The organism is Pseudomonas sp. 05N431 (assembly GCF_056397005.1).
In genome coordinates, this window is sequence record NZ_JBFTMN010000002.1 from 44,805 (window position 1) to 63,440 (window position 18,636).

The 18,636-nt window shown below is 58.5% G+C and carries 20 protein-coding genes and 1 pseudogene; 4 read left to right on the plus strand and 17 right to left on the minus strand.

Going from position 1 to position 18,636, the window contains the following annotated elements; translation table 11 throughout:
• Nucleotides 1–57: 57 nt before the first annotated feature.
• Together pdxH and norR are read right to left on the minus strand one after the other, a co-directional pair.
• Entirely contained in the window at nt 58–705 is a 648-nt protein-coding gene (gene pdxH, locus AC1DIG_RS03205; protein ID WP_477766115.1) for a pyridoxamine 5'-phosphate oxidase, read from the minus strand.
• An 88-nt stretch (nt 706–793) separates the two neighbouring features.
• Complete coding sequence (norR, locus tag AC1DIG_RS03210) at nt 794–2,323, minus strand: nitric oxide reductase transcriptional regulator NorR (RefSeq protein ID WP_477766116.1); 1,530 nt, start codon at nt 2,321–2,323, stop codon at nt 794–796.
• Between the two features lie 154 nt (nt 2,324–2,477).
• On the opposite strand from norR, the gene ytfE reads away from it, so the two are divergent.
• The gene (ytfE, locus tag AC1DIG_RS03215) at nt 2,478–3,152 is read left to right on the plus strand and encodes an iron-sulfur cluster repair protein YtfE (RefSeq protein ID WP_477766117.1); all 675 of its coding nucleotides are present in this window, start codon (nt 2,478–2,480) and stop codon (nt 3,150–3,152) included.
• A gap of 75 nt (nt 3,153–3,227) precedes the next feature.
• Here the strand turns inward: ytfE and AC1DIG_RS03220 are convergent, their stop codons facing one another.
• Nucleotides 3,228–3,665: a hypothetical protein gene (locus tag AC1DIG_RS03220; RefSeq protein ID WP_477766118.1), complete on the minus strand. Its 438-nt coding sequence runs from the start codon at nt 3,663–3,665 to the stop codon at nt 3,228–3,230.
• A 28-nt stretch (nt 3,666–3,693) separates the two neighbouring features.
• Nucleotides 3,694–4,884 carry an NnrS family protein gene (locus tag AC1DIG_RS03225; protein ID WP_477766119.1) on the minus strand — a complete coding sequence of 397 codons (1,191 nt, stop codon included), beginning with the start codon at nt 4,882–4,884 and terminating at the stop codon, nt 3,694–3,696.
• Between the two features lie 597 nt (nt 4,885–5,481).
• Between AC1DIG_RS03225 and AC1DIG_RS03230 the strand changes: the two genes are divergently transcribed.
• Complete coding sequence (locus tag AC1DIG_RS03230; RefSeq protein ID WP_477766120.1) at nt 5,482–6,165, plus strand: Crp/Fnr family transcriptional regulator; 684 nt, start codon at nt 5,482–5,484, stop codon at nt 6,163–6,165.
• Nucleotides 6,162–6,362: a protein DnrP gene (locus tag AC1DIG_RS03235; RefSeq protein ID WP_477766121.1), complete on the plus strand. Its 201-nt coding sequence runs from the start codon at nt 6,162–6,164 to the stop codon at nt 6,360–6,362. Before AC1DIG_RS03230 ends, AC1DIG_RS03235 begins: the two co-directional genes overlap by 4 nt.
• Nucleotides 6,363–6,385: 23 nt before the next feature.
• On the opposite strand, the gene AC1DIG_RS03240 is transcribed toward AC1DIG_RS03235, so the two are convergent.
• The 12 genes from AC1DIG_RS03240 to moaC all read right to left on the minus strand — a co-directional run bounded on the left by AC1DIG_RS03240 (nt 6,386) and on the right by moaC (nt 16,680).
• On the minus strand, nt 6,386–8,227 hold the full coding sequence (locus AC1DIG_RS03240; RefSeq protein ID WP_477766122.1) for a nitric oxide reductase activation protein NorD: 1,842 nt from the start codon (nt 8,225–8,227) through the stop codon (nt 6,386–6,388).
• A 78-nt stretch (nt 8,228–8,305) separates the two neighbouring features.
• A complete protein-coding gene (locus AC1DIG_RS03245; protein WP_477766123.1) occupies nt 8,306–9,733 on the minus strand; it encodes a cbb3-type cytochrome c oxidase subunit I in 1,428 nt (475 codons plus the stop codon).
• Nucleotides 9,734–9,736: 3 nt separating this feature from the next.
• The gene (locus tag AC1DIG_RS03250) at nt 9,737–10,177 is read right to left on the minus strand and encodes a c-type cytochrome (protein ID WP_216744494.1); all 441 of its coding nucleotides are present in this window, start codon (nt 10,175–10,177) and stop codon (nt 9,737–9,739) included.
• Between the two features lie 97 nt (nt 10,178–10,274).
• The gene (locus tag AC1DIG_RS03255) at nt 10,275–10,538 is read right to left on the minus strand and encodes a cytochrome C oxidase subunit IV family protein (RefSeq protein ID WP_019690904.1); all 264 of its coding nucleotides are present in this window, start codon (nt 10,536–10,538) and stop codon (nt 10,275–10,277) included.
• Between the two features lie 11 nt (nt 10,539–10,549).
• Nucleotides 10,550–11,137, minus strand: coding sequence for a cytochrome c oxidase subunit 3 (locus AC1DIG_RS03260; RefSeq protein ID WP_477766124.1), 588 nt, complete (start codon nt 11,135–11,137; stop codon nt 10,550–10,552).
• A complete protein-coding gene (locus AC1DIG_RS03265) occupies nt 11,121–11,924 on the minus strand; it encodes a CbbQ/NirQ/NorQ/GpvN family protein (RefSeq protein WP_253912233.1) in 804 nt (267 codons plus the stop codon). The genes AC1DIG_RS03260 and AC1DIG_RS03265 overlap by 17 nt, the downstream gene beginning before the upstream one ends.
• A 202-nt stretch (nt 11,925–12,126) precedes the next feature.
• A complete protein-coding gene (gene hemN / locus AC1DIG_RS03270; RefSeq protein WP_477766125.1) occupies nt 12,127–13,515 on the minus strand; it encodes an oxygen-independent coproporphyrinogen III oxidase in 1,389 nt (462 codons plus the stop codon).
• Nucleotides 13,499–14,884, minus strand: coding sequence for an oxygen-independent coproporphyrinogen III oxidase (locus tag AC1DIG_RS03275; RefSeq protein WP_477766126.1), 1,386 nt, complete (start codon nt 14,882–14,884; stop codon nt 13,499–13,501). The genes hemN and AC1DIG_RS03275 overlap by 17 nt, the downstream gene beginning before the upstream one ends.
• Before the next feature lie 119 nt (nt 14,885–15,003).
• On the minus strand, nt 15,004–15,447 hold the full coding sequence (locus AC1DIG_RS03280) for a CopD family copper resistance protein (RefSeq protein WP_477766127.1): 444 nt from the start codon (nt 15,445–15,447) through the stop codon (nt 15,004–15,006).
• Nucleotides 15,448–15,501: 54 nt separating this feature from the next.
• Nucleotides 15,502–15,948 (minus strand): molybdopterin synthase catalytic subunit MoaE, encoded by a 447-nt coding sequence (gene moaE / locus AC1DIG_RS03285; RefSeq protein WP_477766128.1) that lies wholly within the window; start codon nt 15,946–15,948, stop codon nt 15,502–15,504.
• A gap of 4 nt (nt 15,949–15,952) precedes the next feature.
• Nucleotides 15,953–16,198, minus strand: coding sequence for a MoaD/ThiS family protein (locus tag AC1DIG_RS03290; protein ID WP_477766129.1), 246 nt, complete (start codon nt 16,196–16,198; stop codon nt 15,953–15,955).
• Entirely contained in the window at nt 16,195–16,680 is a 486-nt protein-coding gene (moaC, locus tag AC1DIG_RS03295) for a cyclic pyranopterin monophosphate synthase MoaC (RefSeq protein ID WP_477766130.1), read from the minus strand. The genes AC1DIG_RS03290 and moaC overlap by 4 nt, the downstream gene beginning before the upstream one ends.
• Nucleotides 16,681–17,336: 656 nt before the next feature.
• On the opposite strand from moaC, the pseudogene AC1DIG_RS03300 reads away from it, so the two are divergent.
• A pseudogene (locus AC1DIG_RS03300) lies at nt 17,337–17,438 on the plus strand (VOC family protein); the annotation flags it as partial.
• A gap of 88 nt (nt 17,439–17,526) precedes the next feature.
• Here the strand turns inward: AC1DIG_RS03300 and AC1DIG_RS03305 are convergent.
• Complete coding sequence (locus tag AC1DIG_RS03305) at nt 17,527–18,459, minus strand: helix-turn-helix transcriptional regulator (protein ID WP_477766131.1); 933 nt, start codon at nt 18,457–18,459, stop codon at nt 17,527–17,529.
• Nucleotides 18,460–18,636 lie beyond the last annotated feature (177 nt).

Sequence of the window (18,636 nt, forward strand, 5' to 3'; positions counted from 1 at the left end):
GCAATCGCGGCCCGGCCTATTCCTCCAAGGAGGTACCTCGACAGGGCAAATAGAGGCTCAAGGCGCCAGGCGGCTGCGATACCACACCCTGTCCCGCAGGCGGTAATCGAGACGGTCATGCAAGCGGTCGGCACGCCCCTGCCAGAACTCCAGGCGTTCCGGGTGCAGGCAGTAGCCGCCCCAATGCCCGGGTCGCGGCACGGTCTGGCCAACGAAACGCTTGATGGTGTCGGCCAACAGCGATTCCAGCGCTGCCCGACTGACCAGCGGCCGGCTCTGCGGTGAAGCCCAGGCACCCAGCCTACTGGCCATGGAGCGGGAATCGAAGTACGCGTCCGAGAGTTGCGGGTCGAGCCTGGACACCTGCCCTTCAATACGAACCTGACGCTCCAGCCCCGGCCAGAAAAACGTCATGGCGGCATTCGGGTTAGCGGCCAGTTGCAGGCCCTTGTCGCTCTGGTAATTGCCGAAAAACGTAAAGCCGTCGTCGCTCAAGCCTTTGAGCAGCAGAACCCGGCAATGTGGTCGCCCGTCACTGTCGACCGTCGCCAACATCATGCTGTTGGCCTCGACAGGCGCGCACTCGGTGTCGCGTGCCTGTTGCAACCACTGTCGAAACATGGCCAGGGGATCGTCCAGCGCAGCCTCATCCTGCAGGCCATTAAGGGTGTAGTTACGGCGCATCTGAGCCAGGGAAAGGGGCATGACGGTGATCTCCGGAAGGTTTTGCGCAGTGTGCGAGCCACTGCGCCAAGCCACCTTGACCGCCATCAACATGCTGCGCCGCCCTGGCTTACTTAAGGCGAAGACGCCGGGCCAGTTTGTGCAGATTGCTGGGATCGACTTCCAGCAACCGCGCGGCGCTGGCCCAGTTTTCCCCGGAAAGGCTCAGGGCATGGAGAATTTTTTGCCGCTGACAATCGTCCACAGCGTCGCTCAGGGCCTGGAATGGCACATCAGACGTCACTTCCCGTGGCGGTTCGACGCTCGCCCCTGCAGCGCTCATCGTACTGTCGAGATCGAGGACTTGCGGCTCCAGCGTCATGATCAGCGCGCGACTGGTGCCACGGCTGAGCTGCTTCAACGCGGCGCGACTGATCACATGCTCCAGCTCGCGCACATTGCCCGGCCAGGTATACGCCAGCAAGGCCCGCTCGGCCGCAGGCGACAAGCGCAAACCACGCAGGCCGAGCCGCGCCCGATTGAGTTCCAGAAAGTGCCCGGCCAGCATCAACACATCGTGACCGCGTTCACGCAGGGACGGAATCGGCACCGGGTATACCGAGAGCCGGTGATACAGGTCCGCACGAAACAGGCCGTCGCGGATACTGTCTGGCAGATGCCGGTTGGTCGCGGCGATGATTCGCACATCGACATGCAACGGCTTGTCCGCCCCCAGTCGCTGGATCTCGCCGTTTTGCAAAGTTCGCAACAACTTCGCTTGAACGCTTAACGGCAATTCACCCACTTCATCGAGAAACAGCGTGCCGCCGTTGGCCGCATCGAAACGACCCGCGCGATCACTGGTGGCGCCGGAAAATGCGCCTTTGACATGACCGAACAACTCACTCTCTGCCAAAGACTCCGGCAAGGCGGCACAGTTGACCTGTACCAGCGGCTTATGGCTGCGACGCGAAAGACGGTGCAGCCGTCGGGCGAACAGCTCCTTGCCGACGCCCGTTTCGCCCAACAGCAATACCGGTAGATCGGCGTCGGCCAGTACATCCAGCTCATTGAGCAACTGGCGCAATACCTCACTTTGCCCAAGGATTTCACCGTCATCCGCAGGCATCCGCAGGTCTTGAAGATCGCTGCGGGACAAGCGCAAGCTGCGGTTTTCCTGTTCAAGCCGGGTGACGCGCACGGCGGCTTCGATCTGCAACGTGCAACGCTTGAGCTCCTCCCGCGCACGGCTGTCGAAGGTTCCGGCATGCAGCGCATCGAGGGTGATCGCGCCCCAGACGCGACCCTCCACATACAGGCTCACACCCATGCAGTCATGCACCGGCAACGGCTCGCCGACATGGTTGTCGAGCAGGCCGTCATAGGGGTCCGGCAGTCGACTGTCCGGCTCGAACCAGGTCGGCTCGCGCGACGCCATGATCGCTGCCAGCCGAGGATGCTGAGCAATGACAAACCGGCGCCCCAATGCCTCATGCACCAGCCCCACCGTCGCGACAGGCCTGAGACTGTCGTCGTCCAGACGCAGTAATCCCACCGCGCCACTGTTGAAGTATTCGCGCAGGGTCTGCACCAGTCGTTGCAAGCGTACGGCATTGGGCAACTCGACAATCAGGTCGGCTGCCAGGCTTTCTCGCAGCATGGTAGTAATTACCCTCTATGGTTGGATTCACCCTGAAGCGTCAGGGTATCTATCACCACAACTAAAAATTAATCCATATGAATCAGTCGTTTAAATATGGCATGCCGGATGCAATGAGCCTGGGGAACCGTTGAAACCCAAATAAGGAACCCCGATGAGCCAGACCCTACTGGAACAAAGCCTCGGCCAACTGGCCTGCGATATACCCGGTGCCACCCGGATATTTCATACCTTCAAACTGGACTTCTGCTGTGGCGGCCATAAAAGCCTCCGTGAAGCAGCCCAGGGCAAAAACCTCGACCCGATGCTGATTGCCGATGCCCTGCACACTCTGCAAGACGCCGGTGAAACCCAGCACGACTGGCGCAACGAGCCGTCGGAACTGTTGATCGCCCACCTCCTCACGCGCTATCACGCCCGCCACCGCGAGCAACTGCCGGAACTGATCCGTCTGGCCCGCCGGGTCGAGCACGTCCACGGCGCGCGCAGCAGCTGCCCCAATGGCTTGGCCGATCTCCTGACCGACATGCAACAAGAACTCGAAGGCCACATGCTCAAGGAAGAACAAGTGCTCTTCCCGATGCTGCAAAAGGGCATCGGTGCTCAAGCGGCTCCGCCGATCCAGGTGCTGCGCTTCGAACATGATCAACATGGCGAAGCGCTGGAAAAGATGCTCGCCCTGACCAACCACATAATCCCGCCCGCCGATGCCTGCAACACCTGGTGTGCGCTCTATCGCGGACTGCTGGAGTTCAAAGACGACTTGATGCAGCACATCCACCTGGAAAACAACGTGTTGTTCATTAACGCCCTGACCCCCCGCCATTGATCGCTTGCCGGCCACACCCAACCCGCGCCATCCCACCGGTTGACGCGGGTTTTGTTTGTGAAGGACGTCTTGCGATCAGCCATGCCAATAGAACATGGCCTTGGCCAGGATCACGATCAACAGCATGTGCCCGAGGATGCTGCGGCGAATCCAGCTTGCGCGGGTCGCGGTCAGGCGCGCGTGGGTCAGCCAATAGGCCAGCAGCAAGTAATGACCAATGATGCTCAGGGCCAACAGGATTTTCAGGCTCAGCAACGTACCAAAACTGCTGGCCAGCGGCTGACTCAATGCGCCCCGGTACTGCCATGCCAAACCGATGCCGGCGCCATATAACAGCAACACCACGCCGTGCAGCACCTTGCGCGAACGCACTGCAATCGTCTGGTCCGCGGTCAATTGCGCGGCCGCCATCAAATGCTGGCGGGCGTGATGCCAGATCACCACCTCGAAAAACAGCGTGCCGATAAAGGCAATCGCCGCCAACAGGTGTGTGACCAACAGATAGGGATACATCAGCGTCCGTCTCCTTCAGTTCGCTGGCTCATCCCGGATGACCGTCAACTCGGGTGCGCAGCAGCATCGGCCCATAACGCCAGGCGTACAACGCAAACGCCAGCGTCCAGCACAGACCGGCCAGCCACAACGCCGGCAATGGGAAAAACAGGATCAACACCACTCGGCTCAGACACGCCAGGTTGAGCACGATGAACGCCAGGGTCATGCCCGACGGCGGCTCCAGTGCACGGCCGGTGTGCCCGAGGCTGACCCGCGCGATCATCGCCAGCACCAGGCCGCCCATGGCCCCAATGGTCAGACAGTGCACCGCCAGGCTCGGGTTGACCGGCACACCAAAATGCCAGAACGCCATCCCGAGACACGCCACCGCCAGCCAGCCATAGGCCAGGTGCAACGACCACAGCAACGGCACGCGCCAGAGTGCCCGGTCATGCCAGCGCACCAGACGCACCAGATGCCCTGCCGCCAGCACCGCGAACAGCAGACCTACCCAGACATTGGGAACGAGCGCGGGTCCTGCGGCATACAACAACGCCACCAACGGCGAACCGACCAACAGCAGTCGATCCAGCCAGGGCCAGGCGGCAACACCTTCCACCCGACCAAGGCCACGCTGGGTGAAGAACGGAATCACCCGCCCGCCGATCAACCCCATCATCGCCGCCACCAGCCAGATGCCGGTCAGCACGCCCTGGCGCTGCCAGCCTTCATGCCCCTCGACCAAGCCATACAGGGACAACCCATCGGCCACGGCCAACAACAGCAAAACCAGCACAATCGGGTAGTTACGTTTCTGCCGCACCTTCCACAAGGTGAAGCCCATGAGGACCGCCACCGCCAACGGGAACGCCAGCTCCAACACCGCGAGCAACGGCCACGGTGCGTTGGCCAGCCAGGCCACTCGCGCCAATAACCACAGCAGCGCCAGCGCAGCCAAAGGTTTGCCGCTGAGGCCGGGGCGACCGGTCCAGGTCTGCACGGCCGTCAGCAGAAAGCCCGCGATAATCGCCAGCGCAAACCCGAACAACAGCTCATGCCGATGCCAGCCCAGCCAACCGCCTGCCGGCTGCCAGCCGGAAATCCCACCACTGAAGGCGGCCAGCCAAAGCGGTATGACCAGCACCGCCAACAGGCAGCCCGCGAGGAAAAATGGCCGAAAGGCCAGCCGTAACAGCGGTGGGATCGCCAACGCTTTACGGCGCTCAAGCACTTGCATAAAGCCACTCCTCTGCCTTGTTGCGGACCTGGCACCAACCCGCAGGTGCCGAGGTAAATCCTGGGGCCATCATCGGGTATTACCGATCCATTGCCTTTGTCGCAGATCAAGTGTGCAAGGGGCGTGCCCCGATGCCGAGCGCGTGCCCTTTGTGGCGAGGGCGCTTGCTCCCGCTCGGGTGCGCAGCAGCCGTAGACCGGCTGACGCGTTGTATCTGAAGGTTTGCGATGGCCGATGTGTGGGAGCGCTTCGCACTCCAGCGGGAGCAAGCTTCCTCACCACAGGGTGATCGGCTCAGGGTACAAATGACCATTTAAGGGTTATTTAAACCATTAGCCTCATGGTCTTTTTTACCCAATCTCCTGACACCCCCAATAAACAAGGGCCTCCGAGCCTGGCCCGCGTCTTGCTCTGCATGGGCAACCTCATAGAAATCCTGGATCCCTCTCGATTGCCCGGAGCCGTCATGAAAAAAATCATCCAGCCACTGGCCTGGTTTGTGGTGTTGACCTCAGTCCTGGCCTTGGCCAGCAGCCTCTCCCTGGGCCTCGTCTGACGGGACAACCGCTCCTTCCTCAATCTTCAGGATGAATTTCCATGGTGCTTCATCGCGTCCATCACCAGATTCTGCGCAGTCATCACTTGTTCGAGCCGTTGAATGAAGAACAGCTGGATGAGTTGATGAGTACCAGCCACTTGCTGAGCATCGACAAAGGCGAGCCGTTGTTCCGTCAGGGTGAGCCGGCAGATTCGTTCTATTTCATAATTGCCGGGGCGGTGAAAATCTACCGGTTGACACCCGATGGGCAGGAGAAAGTGTTTGAAGTCATCGGTGATCGACAAACCTTCGCCGAGGCGATGATGTTGATGGACACACCCAATTATGTAGCCTCGGCCGAGGCGGTCTGCCCCACCCAGCTCTACCGGCTGTTCAACAGCACCTACATGCGCCTGCTCCAGAGCAACAGCCGGTTGACCTTTGCGTTGCTCGGCAAGCTCTGCGTTCGCTTGCATCAACGGGTCAATGAAATCGAAACCTTGTCCCTGAAAAACGCCACCCACCGGGTCGTGCGTTACCTGTTGACGCAACTGGTGCGCCAGCAAACCGTAAACAGCCATTTCGAGCTGCCGATGGCCAAGCAACTGATTGCCGGGCATCTGTCGATCCAGCCGGAAACCTTTTCGCGGATCATCCGGCGCCTGATCGATGAAAACATCATCACTCAGGACGGCCGCCAGATCGCCATTCTTGATCGTCTGCGCCTGGAGCAGTTTGAGTGAGCACCTTGCCCGTCTGCCTGTATTGCCAACACCCTAACCCGCCAAAACAATCCGATTGCCTCCAATGCGGCATGCCCCTGCCGGCGATGGCCGAACGTGCTCAGGAACGTCGACTGCGCCGGTTCAGGTGGTTCTGTATCGGCCTGACAATCTTTTGCATAGCGATGTTTTTCTGGTTGCCGCGCGGCATCAGTTGATGCTGCTTGAGTCAGACCCGGGCTCAAGGCTGAGTCAGTTGGCGATACAACTGCGGCAAGCGCAGCGGTAATTGCTCAGGCTGACGGATCACGGTGTAGCCATTGGCGCCAAACATGTACGGCAGGTAATCCCCGGCCTCACGATCAATGGTGATACAGAACGGCGTCAATCCTTGACGCCGTGCCTCCAGCACCGCCTCGCGGGTGTCTTCAACACCGTAGCGGCCCTCGTACAAATCCAGATCATTCGGTTTGCCATCTGTCAGCAACAGCAACAGTTTACTGCGCCGTTTGCTGCTGCCCAGCAGGCGCGTGGCCTGGCGAATCGCGGCCCCCATGCGCGTGTAATACCCCGGCTTGAGCCCTTGAATACGACCGCGGGTGTTGTCGTCATAACGCTGGGTGAAGGACTTGAGTTCCTGCATGCGCACTTGCTGACGACGCAGCGAGGAAAACCCGTACAGGGCGAAATCATCCCCCAGCCCCGACAGGGTTTCGCCAAACAGCAACAGCGTGTCGCGGATGACATCAATCACACGATGCTCATCGTTCAGGTGCGCATCGGTGGACATCGACACATCGGCCAGCAACAGGCACGCCAGGTCGCGGCGCGTCTGGCGTTGCTCCATGAACAGACCGCGCTCGGCACACTGGCCATGCTCGCGTTCAACGTGAAAATCCAGCCAGGCCTGCATGTCCAGTTCCGAGCCCTGAAGTTGCTGGCGTAACCACTGACGGTCATTGCGCAAATGCTCGAATTGGCGTCGCAGGCGCTGCGCCGAAACCTTCAACCGTGGCGGCAGCGGCTGCGCTTCACAGTCACGGGGCACCATCATTTGCAGATTGACGAAGGCGCCCTGCATCTGCTGTTTTCGATAGTCCCACTCTGGCAACTTGATGCCCTCGCCCAAGGGAATATCGTCGACATCGGCCGGTGGTAAATCCAGGTGCAGCTTCAGCCCGCCGCCCTTGCGCAGCCGGGTGCGCGACAGGGTCAATTCGTCCAGATCATCAGCGACCCTGGCGGCGTCCGGGTCTTCGCTGTCGTCCGACCAGCGATCCAGGTCCACGTGTTCGGTCCAACTGAACAGGTTCTCCAGGCGGACCACCAATAGCCCGCCGTCACGGCTGCTGTCGTCAATGCGTTTGGCGCGTTTGCGCCCGCCTTTCTGCTCGCCGGGAGACGTCGTCAAAGACTCTTCGGATTCATCGCCCAGATCGGCAGCCTGCGGGCTGGCGAGATGTTGCGGTGGGTACAACCAAAGCGGCAGTGGCCACGCCGCCCGTTCGCTGCGGGGAAAATGCTCGACACTACCCGGCTCGCGTAGCGCCTGGCGTAACGCCCGTTCCAGTGCGGCTTCATTGCTGTTCAACGATGCCGGATCCGGACGCAATTGCAGGTGGGCCTCGACCAATCGCTGGTAGCGCGCGCGTAGCGCTGGATAGCGCCGCAACAGCAATTGCGTCCAGCGCTGGTTGTCCCGCCCCCAATGCCGCATCTGACCGGCCTGCGCTGCCAGCAACGCGAGCCAACGATAGAGTTCCTCATTCAGTGCGACTTCAGGGAACACCGCGAGGCTCGACGGCAGCCGCAGGGTATTCTCGTCACACCACGCCAAGGGCACTTGCTTGCAGGTGCCGGCGATTTGCTGCAGCACGTTGCGCCGCAGCAGCAGATCGCGGTCGCTGGCCGCTTCAAGCCCGATGCCATTCGCACCACCCGTGGCGCGGAACAACAGCGCCAGCGGGCGTTGCTGGTTGATCAGCTCAACCCGTGCTTCGGGGAAATCCGGGCTGGCGCGCCGGGTGATGAAGCGGTGCCAGGCACTGCCTACCCACTCTTCCAGTTCGACGGTAAAGGCCATGCTGTTTGCCCTTCTTGGACACCAAAAAAACGGCCCGCTGTATCAGCCGGGCCGACCTTTTCTAGCCGTTGATCCGGCTCATGAAGGCACCACCGCCGCCGGGGCGCGCAAGGCGGCGCGACCCCGCTGCTTGAAGCTGAACAAATAGCAGAGCAGCCCGGCGAGGAAACCGACCCCGGCCCCCAGACGCGCCCAGAACAGCACCTGCAAATGATCAACCGTGGCCATGAACGGCAAGGCAATACCGTCGGCGTGCCAGCGTTGCAGGTAGATCTGTACAACACCGGCAGCAGTGAGCAGCAGCGTGATCATCACCATCGACAGGGTCATCAACCAGAATCCCCAGATCTCCAGAGTCTGCGAGCGCTCGTCGCCGGCCTCACCCAACCCGCGCAAGCGTGGCATGGCGTAGCTGATCAACGTCATCACGATCATCGCGTAAGCCCCATAGAACGACAGGTGGGCGTGAGCGTTCGTCAACTGCGTGCCATGGGTGTAGTAGTTGACCGGTGCCAGGGTATGCAGAAAACCCCAGACACCAGCGCCGAAAAAGGCGGTCACCGTGGTGCCCTTGGCCCATAGCGTCGCGGCGCGGTTCGGGTGTTGCCGACGCCGGTTCTTCACCATACTGAAGGCGAATATCACCATCGCCAGGAAGGGCAGCGGCTCCAGTGCGGAGAAGATTGAACCGACCCATAACCAGACCTCTGGCCCACCGATCCAGAAGTAGTGGTGACCGGTGCCGATGATCCCGGTAATCAGCGCCATGGCGATGATTACATAGAGCCATTTCTCCACCACTTCCCGGTCTACCCCGGTGATCTTGATCAGCACGAAAGCCAGCATCGAGCCCATGATCAACTCCCATACACCTTCCACCCAAAGATGCACCACCCACCACCAGTAGAACTTGTCGCGGACCAGGTTTCCGGGGTTATAGAAGGAGAACAGGAAGAACACTGCAAGCAGGATCAGCCCGGTCATCATGACCACGCTCACTGTGGTCTTGCGACCTTTAAGCAGAGTCATGCCGATGTTGTAGAGAAAGCCCAGGCACACCAGCACAATCCCCATCTTGGTGATGGTCGGCTGCTCCAGATAAACGCGGCCCATGGTCGGTAGCAGCTCATTGTGGGTCAACTTGGCCAGGCCCGCATAAGGCACCAGCAGATAACCCAGGATCGTCAATACACCGGTGGCGGCGAATACCCAGAACAGGATGAGTGCCAGCTTCGGACTGTGCAGTTCACGGTCGGCCTCTTCCGGAATCAGGTAGTAAGCAGCGCCCATAAAGCCGAACAGCAACCATATGATCAGCAGGTTGGTGTGCACCATCCGCGACACGTTGAAGGGAATGGCCGGGAACAGAAAGTCCCCCACCACGTATTGCAGGCCCATGATCAAACCGAACACCACCTGACCGAGAAACAGTATCAGGGCAAACACGAAGTACGGTTTGGCCACGGCTTGCGAGGCAAATTTCAGATGTGGATTAGTCACGCTCATCTCTCAGCCCTCCTTGTTTGGCGGCCAGCCATTGGTGTTGATTTTCGAGCTCCACTTGAGGAACTCGGCGATGTCGTCCACCTCCTGGTCACTCAAGTTGAACTGCGGCATCGCTCGCCGACCCGGTACGCCCAGCGGCTGCATTTTCATCCAAGCATGCAGAAAAGGTTTGAAGCCCGCCTCCCCGCCACGACGCTGGAACACGTTGCCCAGTTCAGGCGCAAAGTAGGCGCCCTCACCCAGCAATGTGTGGCAGCCGACGCAGTTGTTTTGCTCCCATACCAACTTGCCGCGCACCACTGATTCGCTTAGCTGCGCTTCATTGCTACGGGCGGGAAAGGTCTGTTCCGAGTGATAGGTCAAGGCCAGGAATATCAGGAAGAAGAAGACACTTCCCCCGAAGTAGATATTCCTGGCCATGCCTTTGGTGAAGGTCTCTGACATGGTCGCTTCCTCTTTGCTTGACCCGTCCATTCTAGGAAGCGCAGGGTTGAAACCGGCTTGATGGCGATCAAGAAAATCAGATGGTTTTGGTCGGGTATTATCCAGAGAGGACTGACAACAGACTCAGCCCCACAAGTGCCGCCAATACCAGCGCCCAGCTCAACATCAAGCGGCGCCATAGTCTGGGCGCGCGGCGCAGCTCCATGAAACCATCGGTGATCAGGCAGGCCTTGCCGACCGCTACCCCCAAGATGGCAATGGACAGCTGCCAGGTCACGCCCACCTGTGCCAGCACCACCGTGCACACGCTTAACGTGGCCAGCGCGGCCCAGCAGACCAGCAGTAACCTGGAAGCGGACATAAAACCTCCCGTCAATTCAGCACGTAGACCAGCGGAAACAGCACGACCCAGATCAGGTCGACCATGTGCCAATACAGCACGCCGGATTCAAACCCGCTGCGGTTGTCTTCGCTGTACAAGCCACGACGACACCGCTCGGCCAGACATCCGAGAATGACCATGCCGAGCAATACATGGAGGAAATGAAAACCGGTGAGGATCCAGTAAAGGGTGAAAAAAGTGTTGTGCTCCATGCCCAGCCCCGAGGCCAGCAAGTGCTGGTATTCGGTAAGTTTCAACACCACGTAGACGCTACCGGCAAGCAACGCTGCCAGCAAAAGCACGGCGCCTTGGCGGGACCGAGAGCGCCTGACTTGCTCCTGAGCCAGCGCGGCGAACAGCCCGGCGGTGAGCAGGCTCAGGGTCATCGCCAGGCCGGTAGAGGTGTTGAGCAACAGGCGGCTTTCGCCGAACAGCTGCGGCTTGAGCGCCTGGGTCACGGCAAACGCCAGGATCAAAATCGCAAACACCGACAGCTCGGCCAGAATGAAAAACCACATCGCCAAGTCGCCCGGCAGGTGACCATGCGCAACGCCCCTGGACTCAGCCGAAGTGGACATCAACCACGTCCATCAGCGCCGCAACCGTCAGCGGATCATCGCTCAACGGCTCGGCCAGGCAGGCCATGCACGCCTCACGCGGACTCATGCCGGAGCGGATCATTCGCGCCGTGAAAATCAGCAGCCGCGTCGAGGCGACCTCTTCCAGATCATGCTGATCGAGCCGGCGCAGCGCCTGCCCCAGCCTGACCACTTGCGCCGCCAGGGCGCAGTCCACCTGCGCTTCCCTGGCGACAATGCGCTCTTCGTCAGCCACCGGCGGATAGCCGAAACGCATCGCCACGAAGCGTTGCCGGGTGCTGGGTTTCATGCCTTTGAGCAGGTTCTGATAACCGGGGTTGTACGACACCACCAGCATGAATGAGGGCGGCGCCTTCAACACTTCGCCGATGCGTTCCAGAAACAATTCCCGACGATCATCGGCCAGTGGATGCAGTACCACCACCGTGTCCTGACGGGCCTCGACCACTTCGTCGAGGTAGCAGATACCCCCTTCTCGCACCGCACGGGTCAACGGTCCATCCTGCCACCACGTACCCTGGGCGCCGATCAGATGCCGGCCGATGAGGTCGGCGGCACTCAGGTCGTCGTGGCAAGCCACGGTGTAGAGCGGCAGTTTCAATCGATGGGCCATGTGCTGGACGAAACGGGTCTTGCCGCACCCGGTCGGGCCTTTGATCAGCACCGGCATGCCGTGACGCCAGGCTTGCTCGAACAGTACCTCCTCATTATTCAGCGGTTGATAGAAGGGGTCGACCTTGTGTTCGCAAGACGGGATACGGTCCATGGGCTGTCTGTTCCAAAAGCGGATTCAAGCAACACGCTACGGGCGCCTGCGACAACCTGGCAAGTGACATGGCCGACAAACTTGATCGCGATCAAGCGAGTAGTCGACTTTCCAGTCCTGACCGTAGACACCCCGAGCACCTTGGGACAGTTGAAAAACAATCACGTTGGCCACCGCTGACGCGTCCCCGGAGCCGGGGACTTCAAACGGTGCGTGAAAACCGGCCTTTTTGATCACCGTCCAGATAGGCGTCAAACGCCATCGCCACGCTGCGCATCATCAAATGCCCGTGGGGCAACAACACCAACGCATCTTCGTGAATCTGCAGCAATCCATCGCGAACATGCTCGTCCAGTTGCATCAGCGCATCGGCAAAATATTCGGTAAAGCAGATGGCATGACGCGTTTCAAACTTGCCGAAGTCGATCCGGCCATGACACATCAGATCGCTGATCACTTCACGGCGAAGCTGATCGTCGGCGCTCAAGCGGTAACCTCGATGGACCGGTAACAAACCTTGATCGAGTCGCGCGTAATACTGCGAAAGCTCCTTGACGCTCTGGCTGTAGCTATCGCCGACCTTGCCGATCGAAGACACCCCGAGACCGATCAAATCACAGTCGGCGTGGGTGGAATAACCCTGGAAATTACGCTGCAACGTGCCATTCGCCCGAGCCAACGCCAACTCATCGTCCGGCAAGGCGAAATGGTCCATGCCGATATAGACATAACCGGCCTCGGTCAGACGACGGACAGTCAGTTCAAGCAACTCCAGCTTGCGCTCAGGTGGCGGCATATCGGCCGGACGAATCAGCCGTTGCGCGCGCACCAACTCTGGCAAATGGGCGTAGCTGTAGGCTGCAATCCGGTCCGGGCGCAACGCGATGATCTTGCCGAGGGTGACGTCGAAACTGTTCATGGTTTGCAAAGGCAGGCCGTAGATAAGATCGACGCTGATCGACTTGAATTTCGCCTGACGCGCAGCAGCGACCAGTGCGTAAATTTGCCCTTCACTTTGCTGACGATTGACCGCGGCCTGCACGTCGGGATCGAAGTCCTGCACGCCGAAGCTCAGGCGATTGAACCCCAACCCGCGCAGCGACTGGATCTGTTCAGTGCTGATGGTGCGAGGGTCGACTTCAATGGAAAACTCATGGTCATCGCTGTCATCCATGTCGAATGCCTGATGCAGGCAGTCCATAAGGTCAGCCAGTTGCTCGCTGGTCAAATAGGTCGGCGTGCCACCACCCAGGTGCAGTTGTGTGAGTTTGCGGGTGCGGTCGAACAAGGCAGCTTGCATCGCGATTTCGCGCTTGAGGTACGTCAGGTACTCGACGGCGCGGTGGGTTTTGCGGGTAATGATTTTATTGCAGGCGCAGTAATAACAAAGGCTCTTGCAGAACGGGATGTGGATGTACACCGACAACGATTTTGGCGTTGCCGCCTGGTTGCTGTCCGAGGCGGCACGCTGATAGTCATCGACGGCGAACGCCTGATGAAACTGCGGCGCAGTCGGGTAAGAGGTATAGCGCGGCCCCGGGCGGTCATACTTTTCGACCAGGGCGCGATTGAAATCAAACGAAGTTGTCATGATCAATCCACTCGCAATGGGGTTCACGCCCCGCCCTGCCCGAATCCTTTTCAAACAGGTTGCAGATGGCATCCACGTGCGGCCGACCGGCCGGAAGAATACTGATGAAACGATCAGACAACTCAATCAACCCCTCACGGGTCAATCGCTCCAGCACAGGACAGACGGCGGAAAAGTACTGACGAAAAATAAGTCCATAGCGCGTCTCGATTGCCTGGATATCCAGCTCCAGATCACATGCCAGGCGCTCCACGACCATGTGCCTGACCTGATTCCCTGTCTCACAGCGCCAGCCACGGCTCGTCGGCAATTGATCCATGTCCAGTTGCTGCTGATACAGCTCCTGTTTGTCGGTGTTTTGCGCATACAAATCGTCGATCTGGCTGATAGCGCCCAAACCGAACCCTATATGGTCGCAATATCCGTGACGGGTAAATCCCTCACTATTGCGACGTAATCGGCCGCGCTCCTGAGCAATCGCCAAATCGTCATCGGGCCGGACAAACTGCCCCAGGCCAATGTAGTGATAACCGGCACCGATCAACTGTTCAAAACTGATCCGGCGCATGGCGCCTTTGTCTTCTTCGCTGCAAAACGCCCTGATTTTGTCTGCGGCCTTTGGCCGATAGCGTTGAGGTGGCCGGGCATAATCAAACACCAGCAGCCGGTCCGGCTCCAGTTCGATGATGGTTGCCAGTTTCAGCGCAAAACTTTCTGGCGTCTGCCAGTCGTGGCCATAACCCAGATCGACATTGATGGATCGATAACCGAAGGTACGAGCGGCATCGATAAGCGAATGGATCGGTGCCGGGTTCTGGTAGCAGGTCACCGACATCGCACTGTCGGCACCGATGTCTGGAACTCCGATGCTGACATGGTTGAACCCCAGATCACGTAGCACGCCCATGGTCGACCAATCGGTATGGTGAAGGTCCACTTCTACGCTGTAGTCAGCGCACTCATGTCCAAGAAAGTTGAATCGACCACGAAGGTGATTCATCAGCCGTCTCAGGTGGGTGATGGCAGGTGTTCCGCCCCCCAGATGAAACTGCTCGACCCGCTGTCCGGTCCCCAGGTGACAACCGACGAGGTCGATCTCATGTTGCAGACGCTGAAGATAGTGTTCGACACCACTGTGTTCGCATGAAATATCGCGAGGGGAACACAAGGAAGGCTTCAGGTTAGAAGGCAGTTGCACATTCAGCGACAGCGGACGGCACTTCTGTCGGCTGACGCGCAAGGCACGAAGCAAGTCCAGAGAGCCGATACTGTCATGGAACTTTTCAGTGTCGACATGGCCGTTGGGATCGAGCACGCCTTGATCGCAACGAACGTTCAGCTCGCCGGAGTTGCGGAATAAATTGAGCATGACGGGTCTCAGAGACTGACTGCGGACCGCCAGTGTCGGGGTTTGGCGATCAATGCTCCTTGATTTGTATCAAGCGCGAGCAAGGTGCTTGTCGCGCAACAGACACCCGTTACGTACAGTCACCACGTCAGGTAAAACATCCACTTGGCCAACAGTACGATGACGATCATGTGGCAGAACAGGCTGCCATGGATGAAATGCAGGTATCGGGCACTCATCCGGCCACTTTTGAACAAACACATGGCGACCAGGAAATGCAGCAGTACGCTGACGGCCATCACGATCTTCAACATCAGCAATGTGCCGAATGATGAGGTCATCGGCGTTGCAAGGGCCGGCAAATAACGCAGCCAGACCATCCCCAGTCCGGCGCCGAACAATACCAGCAGAACCCATGGAATCAAGGTGCGGGCACGTCGGCCGCCCCCCTGTTCGACCAGCAACATGACCTTGACGGGCAGCTGCTTGCGGATACTTTCAAGGAACAGGACTTCGAAGAACACCGTGCCGATAAAAATCAGCGCGGCAAACAGATGCAACGTCAGAAACAGCGGATAGAGCATGGGATTCTCGCTCTCAATACAAATGAACACGATTCACTCACAGCGAGGGAAACGTCAATCCCATCGTTGCGCCGCCTCGCGATCACTGTTACGAGCTTCAACCCAATGGGAACTCTCGGCCGTCTGTTCTTTCTTCCAGAATGGCGCGCGGGTTTTCAGGTAATCCATCACGAACGCGCAGGCCTCGAAAGCCGCCTGACGATGACTGCTGCTGATGCCGACAAACACAATAGGCTCTCCCGGTTTCAACGCTCCGATTCGATGGATCAACACCCATCCAAGTAACGGCCAGCGCTGTCGAGCTTCGTCGGCGATCTTGCCAAGCACCTTTTCGGTCATCCCGGGGTAATGCTCAAGAAACAGGCCGGCGACTTCCCGTCCGACGTTGGAGTCACGCACATACCCTACACAGCTCACCACCGCGCCGACATCAAGGCTCAAAGCATGCAGCGTGTTGATTTCGGTACCGGGGTCGAAGCTGCCTGTCTGAACTCGAATCATCGACTCACCCTCCCGTTACGGTCGGGAAAAAACCCACTTCATCACCGTCTATCAACGGCTCATCGAGCCCACACATGTCCTGGTTGCGGGAACACATGAGGTTCTGTTCGGCCAGCACCCGCCAGACACCGGAACGATGTATCAGGTGCAGACGCAACTGATCGACAGAAGTGAAATCACCTTCAATCGTTTCATCGTCACGGCCCAGCGTTTCGCGGTACCGCGAGAAATACAAAACATTCAGTTTCATTGTTCCAACGCCTGATACCAACCGCTTTTACCACCCCGTTTCTCCAACAGCCGCACCGATTCGATACTCATGCCCCGGTCCACGGCCTTGCACATGTCATACAGGGTCAAGGCCGCCACACTCGCGGCGGTCAGTGCCTCCATCTCGACACCGGTCTGTCCGGACAACTTGCACCGAGAAACAATGCGTACGCGTTGGTCACCTTCAAAACTCAACTCAACGTTAACACTGCTCAAAAGCAGCGGATGACAGAGCGGAATCAACTCGCTCGTGCGTTTGGCCGCCTGAATGCCAGCGATCCGCGCTACCGCAAATACATCACCTTTAGGGTGAGCCCCACTGGCAATCAGTTGTCGGGTCTCGGCAAGCATATGAACCCATGCCTCAGCCACTGCTTCTCGAGACGTCACGCCTTTATCCGTAACATCGACCATTCGTGCGCGTCCCAGTGAGTCGAGGTGAGTCAGTGTCAATTCAGTCATAAGCGATAAGCCTTGCGCTACCAACAGTCGGTTTCAGCGCAGAATACAGAGCGGGCCGACACATACGGTTGACGTCAATCAAGTAATCCAGACAAGGCCATTGCTACAACCTTGCGTAAATCTGGATGTCGACCACGGCACATGCTTACAGGATCTTGGCTACCGGCATTTCGACCAGACGCAGGTAACGCGTCACCGATCAGGCAATCCTTCTGGTCGAGGCAGCGCAAGGGCCATCGTACAGTCTCCGACTTGTATGGATGGGTGGAGGTGACCTGTACGGTTTCCAGTGAGGCGGGCACCAAGAAAAAGTGATCTGCCAAGCGCCGACGATGTACTAAAAAAACGTCGCTGGTAGTGGTTTCGAGTGGAACCTGTTGAAACGGAAAAAAGAGGCAAAAGCCTCTTCTTTCAATGCTGACAACAAAATAACGCGCAAAAAAAAACGCCACTCATTGAGTGGCGTTTTTCTGTATTTGGAGCGGGAAACGAGACTCGCATCTAGCGTCTTACCCATTGAAATCTAAGGGGTTTCTTTTATTTCCGAAGCAGGAAAAGACTTAATTCTGGACTTGTTTTTGGGGAGCTTCAAGAGCAAAAAAGGAGAAATCCCAAGGCAAGCCACTGGGTTCTGCTTCAAGCCATCTGAACATTGCGGGGCACGCATCTTCTGGCTGCCCAAGCGCTTCGGGCACTTCTCTATCGAGATCCTGGAAGACAAGGCGCTGGAGGCATTTGTAGAGGCTGCGTATGCCTGAGAGATCCTGCGGTGAACATCCGATTTCGGCCAATCCGGTGCGCCCAGATCGACCTCGTATCTACCGCCACATCACCTACAGCTGTCGATCACGTGTCGGACGGTGATTGCGGCGTATCAGGATTGAGCTGCTGACGTCTGAATTGCCCGGGTGGCTGGCCATGTATCTGGCGAAAGCGTCGGGAGAAATAAGCTTCGTCAGCGAAACCGCACAACCTCGCCACCTCCCCCACCGGCCGGGTTCCATTGAGCAGATAATTGCGTGCCGCGTGCATCCTGCGCTCGAGCACCAGCTCAGTGAAGGTCTTGCCGATTTCCTTGCGCAACCAGTGCGTCAGATACGTCGGTGACAAGTAAGTCGCAGCAGCAACCTTGATCAGGTTGAGATCGGGATCGTCAATGTTCTTGCGCAAGTATTCGGACATCCTGCTCAGCGCATCGCGTCGGCTGACTTCGGCGGCATTCTCTTCGGCCAATCGTTTGAGCGGCTCGGCATACAAGGCACAAACGCTACCCACCAGTTGCAGCAACAACCCCTTGAGCATCTCGCGAGTGCCAAACTGACGGTTTTCATCGAGCACGCGCATCTGTTCGATCAGGGCACAGACTTTGCTGAAATCTTCATCGGCCAGAATGAAATCCAGATGTTCCTGAAAGCGGAACGGCGACAACTCCGGCGCCAGCAGAATCGAGACTTCCTCCAGGTCCATCGGGTCGCACTGCAAATGCGGCAGCAGAAAGGTCTGGGAAAAATTGATCACCATGAAATTGCTGTCGAGCGGATGCGGAATCACGTGCACGCGATGCGGCAGGATGAAGGCCAGCGTATTGCGCGGAAACGGACGTTCGACGTTGCCGATGTGCTGCACGGTATCGCCACCGAGGTTGACCTGGATCTGGAAATACTCATGGCGATGCGGGCTGGTTTCGGCGCGCCGGCCCTTTTTGTCGCGGATGTAAAAGTCCGTCAATTCGCTGCGTTGCTGCATGACGTAAGTGGGTACTCGACTCGGTGACGACATCGCCTGAGGATCCTCGACAGGTACATGGACAGGTTGTCGTCGCGCCGCGACGCAGGCGGCGACCGCGGTGATTGTGAAGGCAGACACCGCTGGCTTCAACACGTCATAGGATGATAACGAAACACAGAGAATTAATTGTATCAGTGTGTGATGTGTCGCCTGTCCAAAAAACTACGA

Coding starts and splice junctions, on each gene's coding strand:
- pdxH (WP_477766115.1), bottom strand. CDS start 705: ATGCCCCTTTCCCTGGCTCAGATGCGCCGTAACTACACCCTTAATGGC.
- norR (WP_477766116.1), bottom strand. CDS start 2,323: ATGCTGCGAGAAAGCCTGGCAGCCGACCTGATTGTCGAGTTGCCCAAT.
- ytfE (WP_477766117.1), top strand. CDS start 2,478: ATGAGCCAGACCCTACTGGAACAAAGCCTCGGCCAACTGGCCTGCGAT.
- AC1DIG_RS03220 (WP_477766118.1), bottom strand. CDS start 3,665: ATGTATCCCTATCTGTTGGTCACACACCTGTTGGCGGCGATTGCCTTT.
- AC1DIG_RS03225 (WP_477766119.1), bottom strand. CDS start 4,884: ATGCAAGTGCTTGAGCGCCGTAAAGCGTTGGCGATCCCACCGCTGTTA.
- AC1DIG_RS03230 (WP_477766120.1), top strand. CDS start 5,482: ATGGTGCTTCATCGCGTCCATCACCAGATTCTGCGCAGTCATCACTTG.
- AC1DIG_RS03240 (WP_477766122.1), bottom strand. CDS start 8,227: ATGGCCTTTACCGTCGAACTGGAAGAGTGGGTAGGCAGTGCCTGGCAC.
- AC1DIG_RS03245 (WP_477766123.1), bottom strand. CDS start 9,733: ATGAGCGTGACTAATCCACATCTGAAATTTGCCTCGCAAGCCGTGGCC.
- AC1DIG_RS03250 (WP_216744494.1), bottom strand. CDS start 10,177: ATGTCAGAGACCTTCACCAAAGGCATGGCCAGGAATATCTACTTCGGG.
- AC1DIG_RS03255 (WP_019690904.1), bottom strand. CDS start 10,538: ATGTCCGCTTCCAGGTTACTGCTGGTCTGCTGGGCCGCGCTGGCCACG.
- AC1DIG_RS03260 (WP_477766124.1), bottom strand. CDS start 11,137: ATGTCCACTTCGGCTGAGTCCAGGGGCGTTGCGCATGGTCACCTGCCG.
- AC1DIG_RS03265 (WP_253912233.1), bottom strand. CDS start 11,924: ATGGACCGTATCCCGTCTTGCGAACACAAGGTCGACCCCTTCTATCAA.
- hemN (WP_477766125.1), bottom strand. CDS start 13,515: ATGACAACTTCGTTTGATTTCAATCGCGCCCTGGTCGAAAAGTATGAC.
- AC1DIG_RS03275 (WP_477766126.1), bottom strand. CDS start 14,884: ATGCTCAATTTATTCCGCAACTCCGGCGAGCTGAACGTTCGTTGCGAT.
- AC1DIG_RS03280 (WP_477766127.1), bottom strand. CDS start 15,447: ATGCTCTATCCGCTGTTTCTGACGTTGCATCTGTTTGCCGCGCTGATT.
- moaE (WP_477766128.1), bottom strand. CDS start 15,948: ATGATTCGAGTTCAGACAGGCAGCTTCGACCCCGGTACCGAAATCAAC.
- AC1DIG_RS03290 (WP_477766129.1), bottom strand. CDS start 16,198: ATGAAACTGAATGTTTTGTATTTCTCGCGGTACCGCGAAACGCTGGGC.
- moaC (WP_477766130.1), bottom strand. CDS start 16,680: ATGACTGAATTGACACTGACTCACCTCGACTCACTGGGACGCGCACGA.
- AC1DIG_RS03305 (WP_477766131.1), bottom strand. CDS start 18,459: ATGTCGTCACCGAGTCGAGTACCCACTTACGTCATGCAGCAACGCAGC.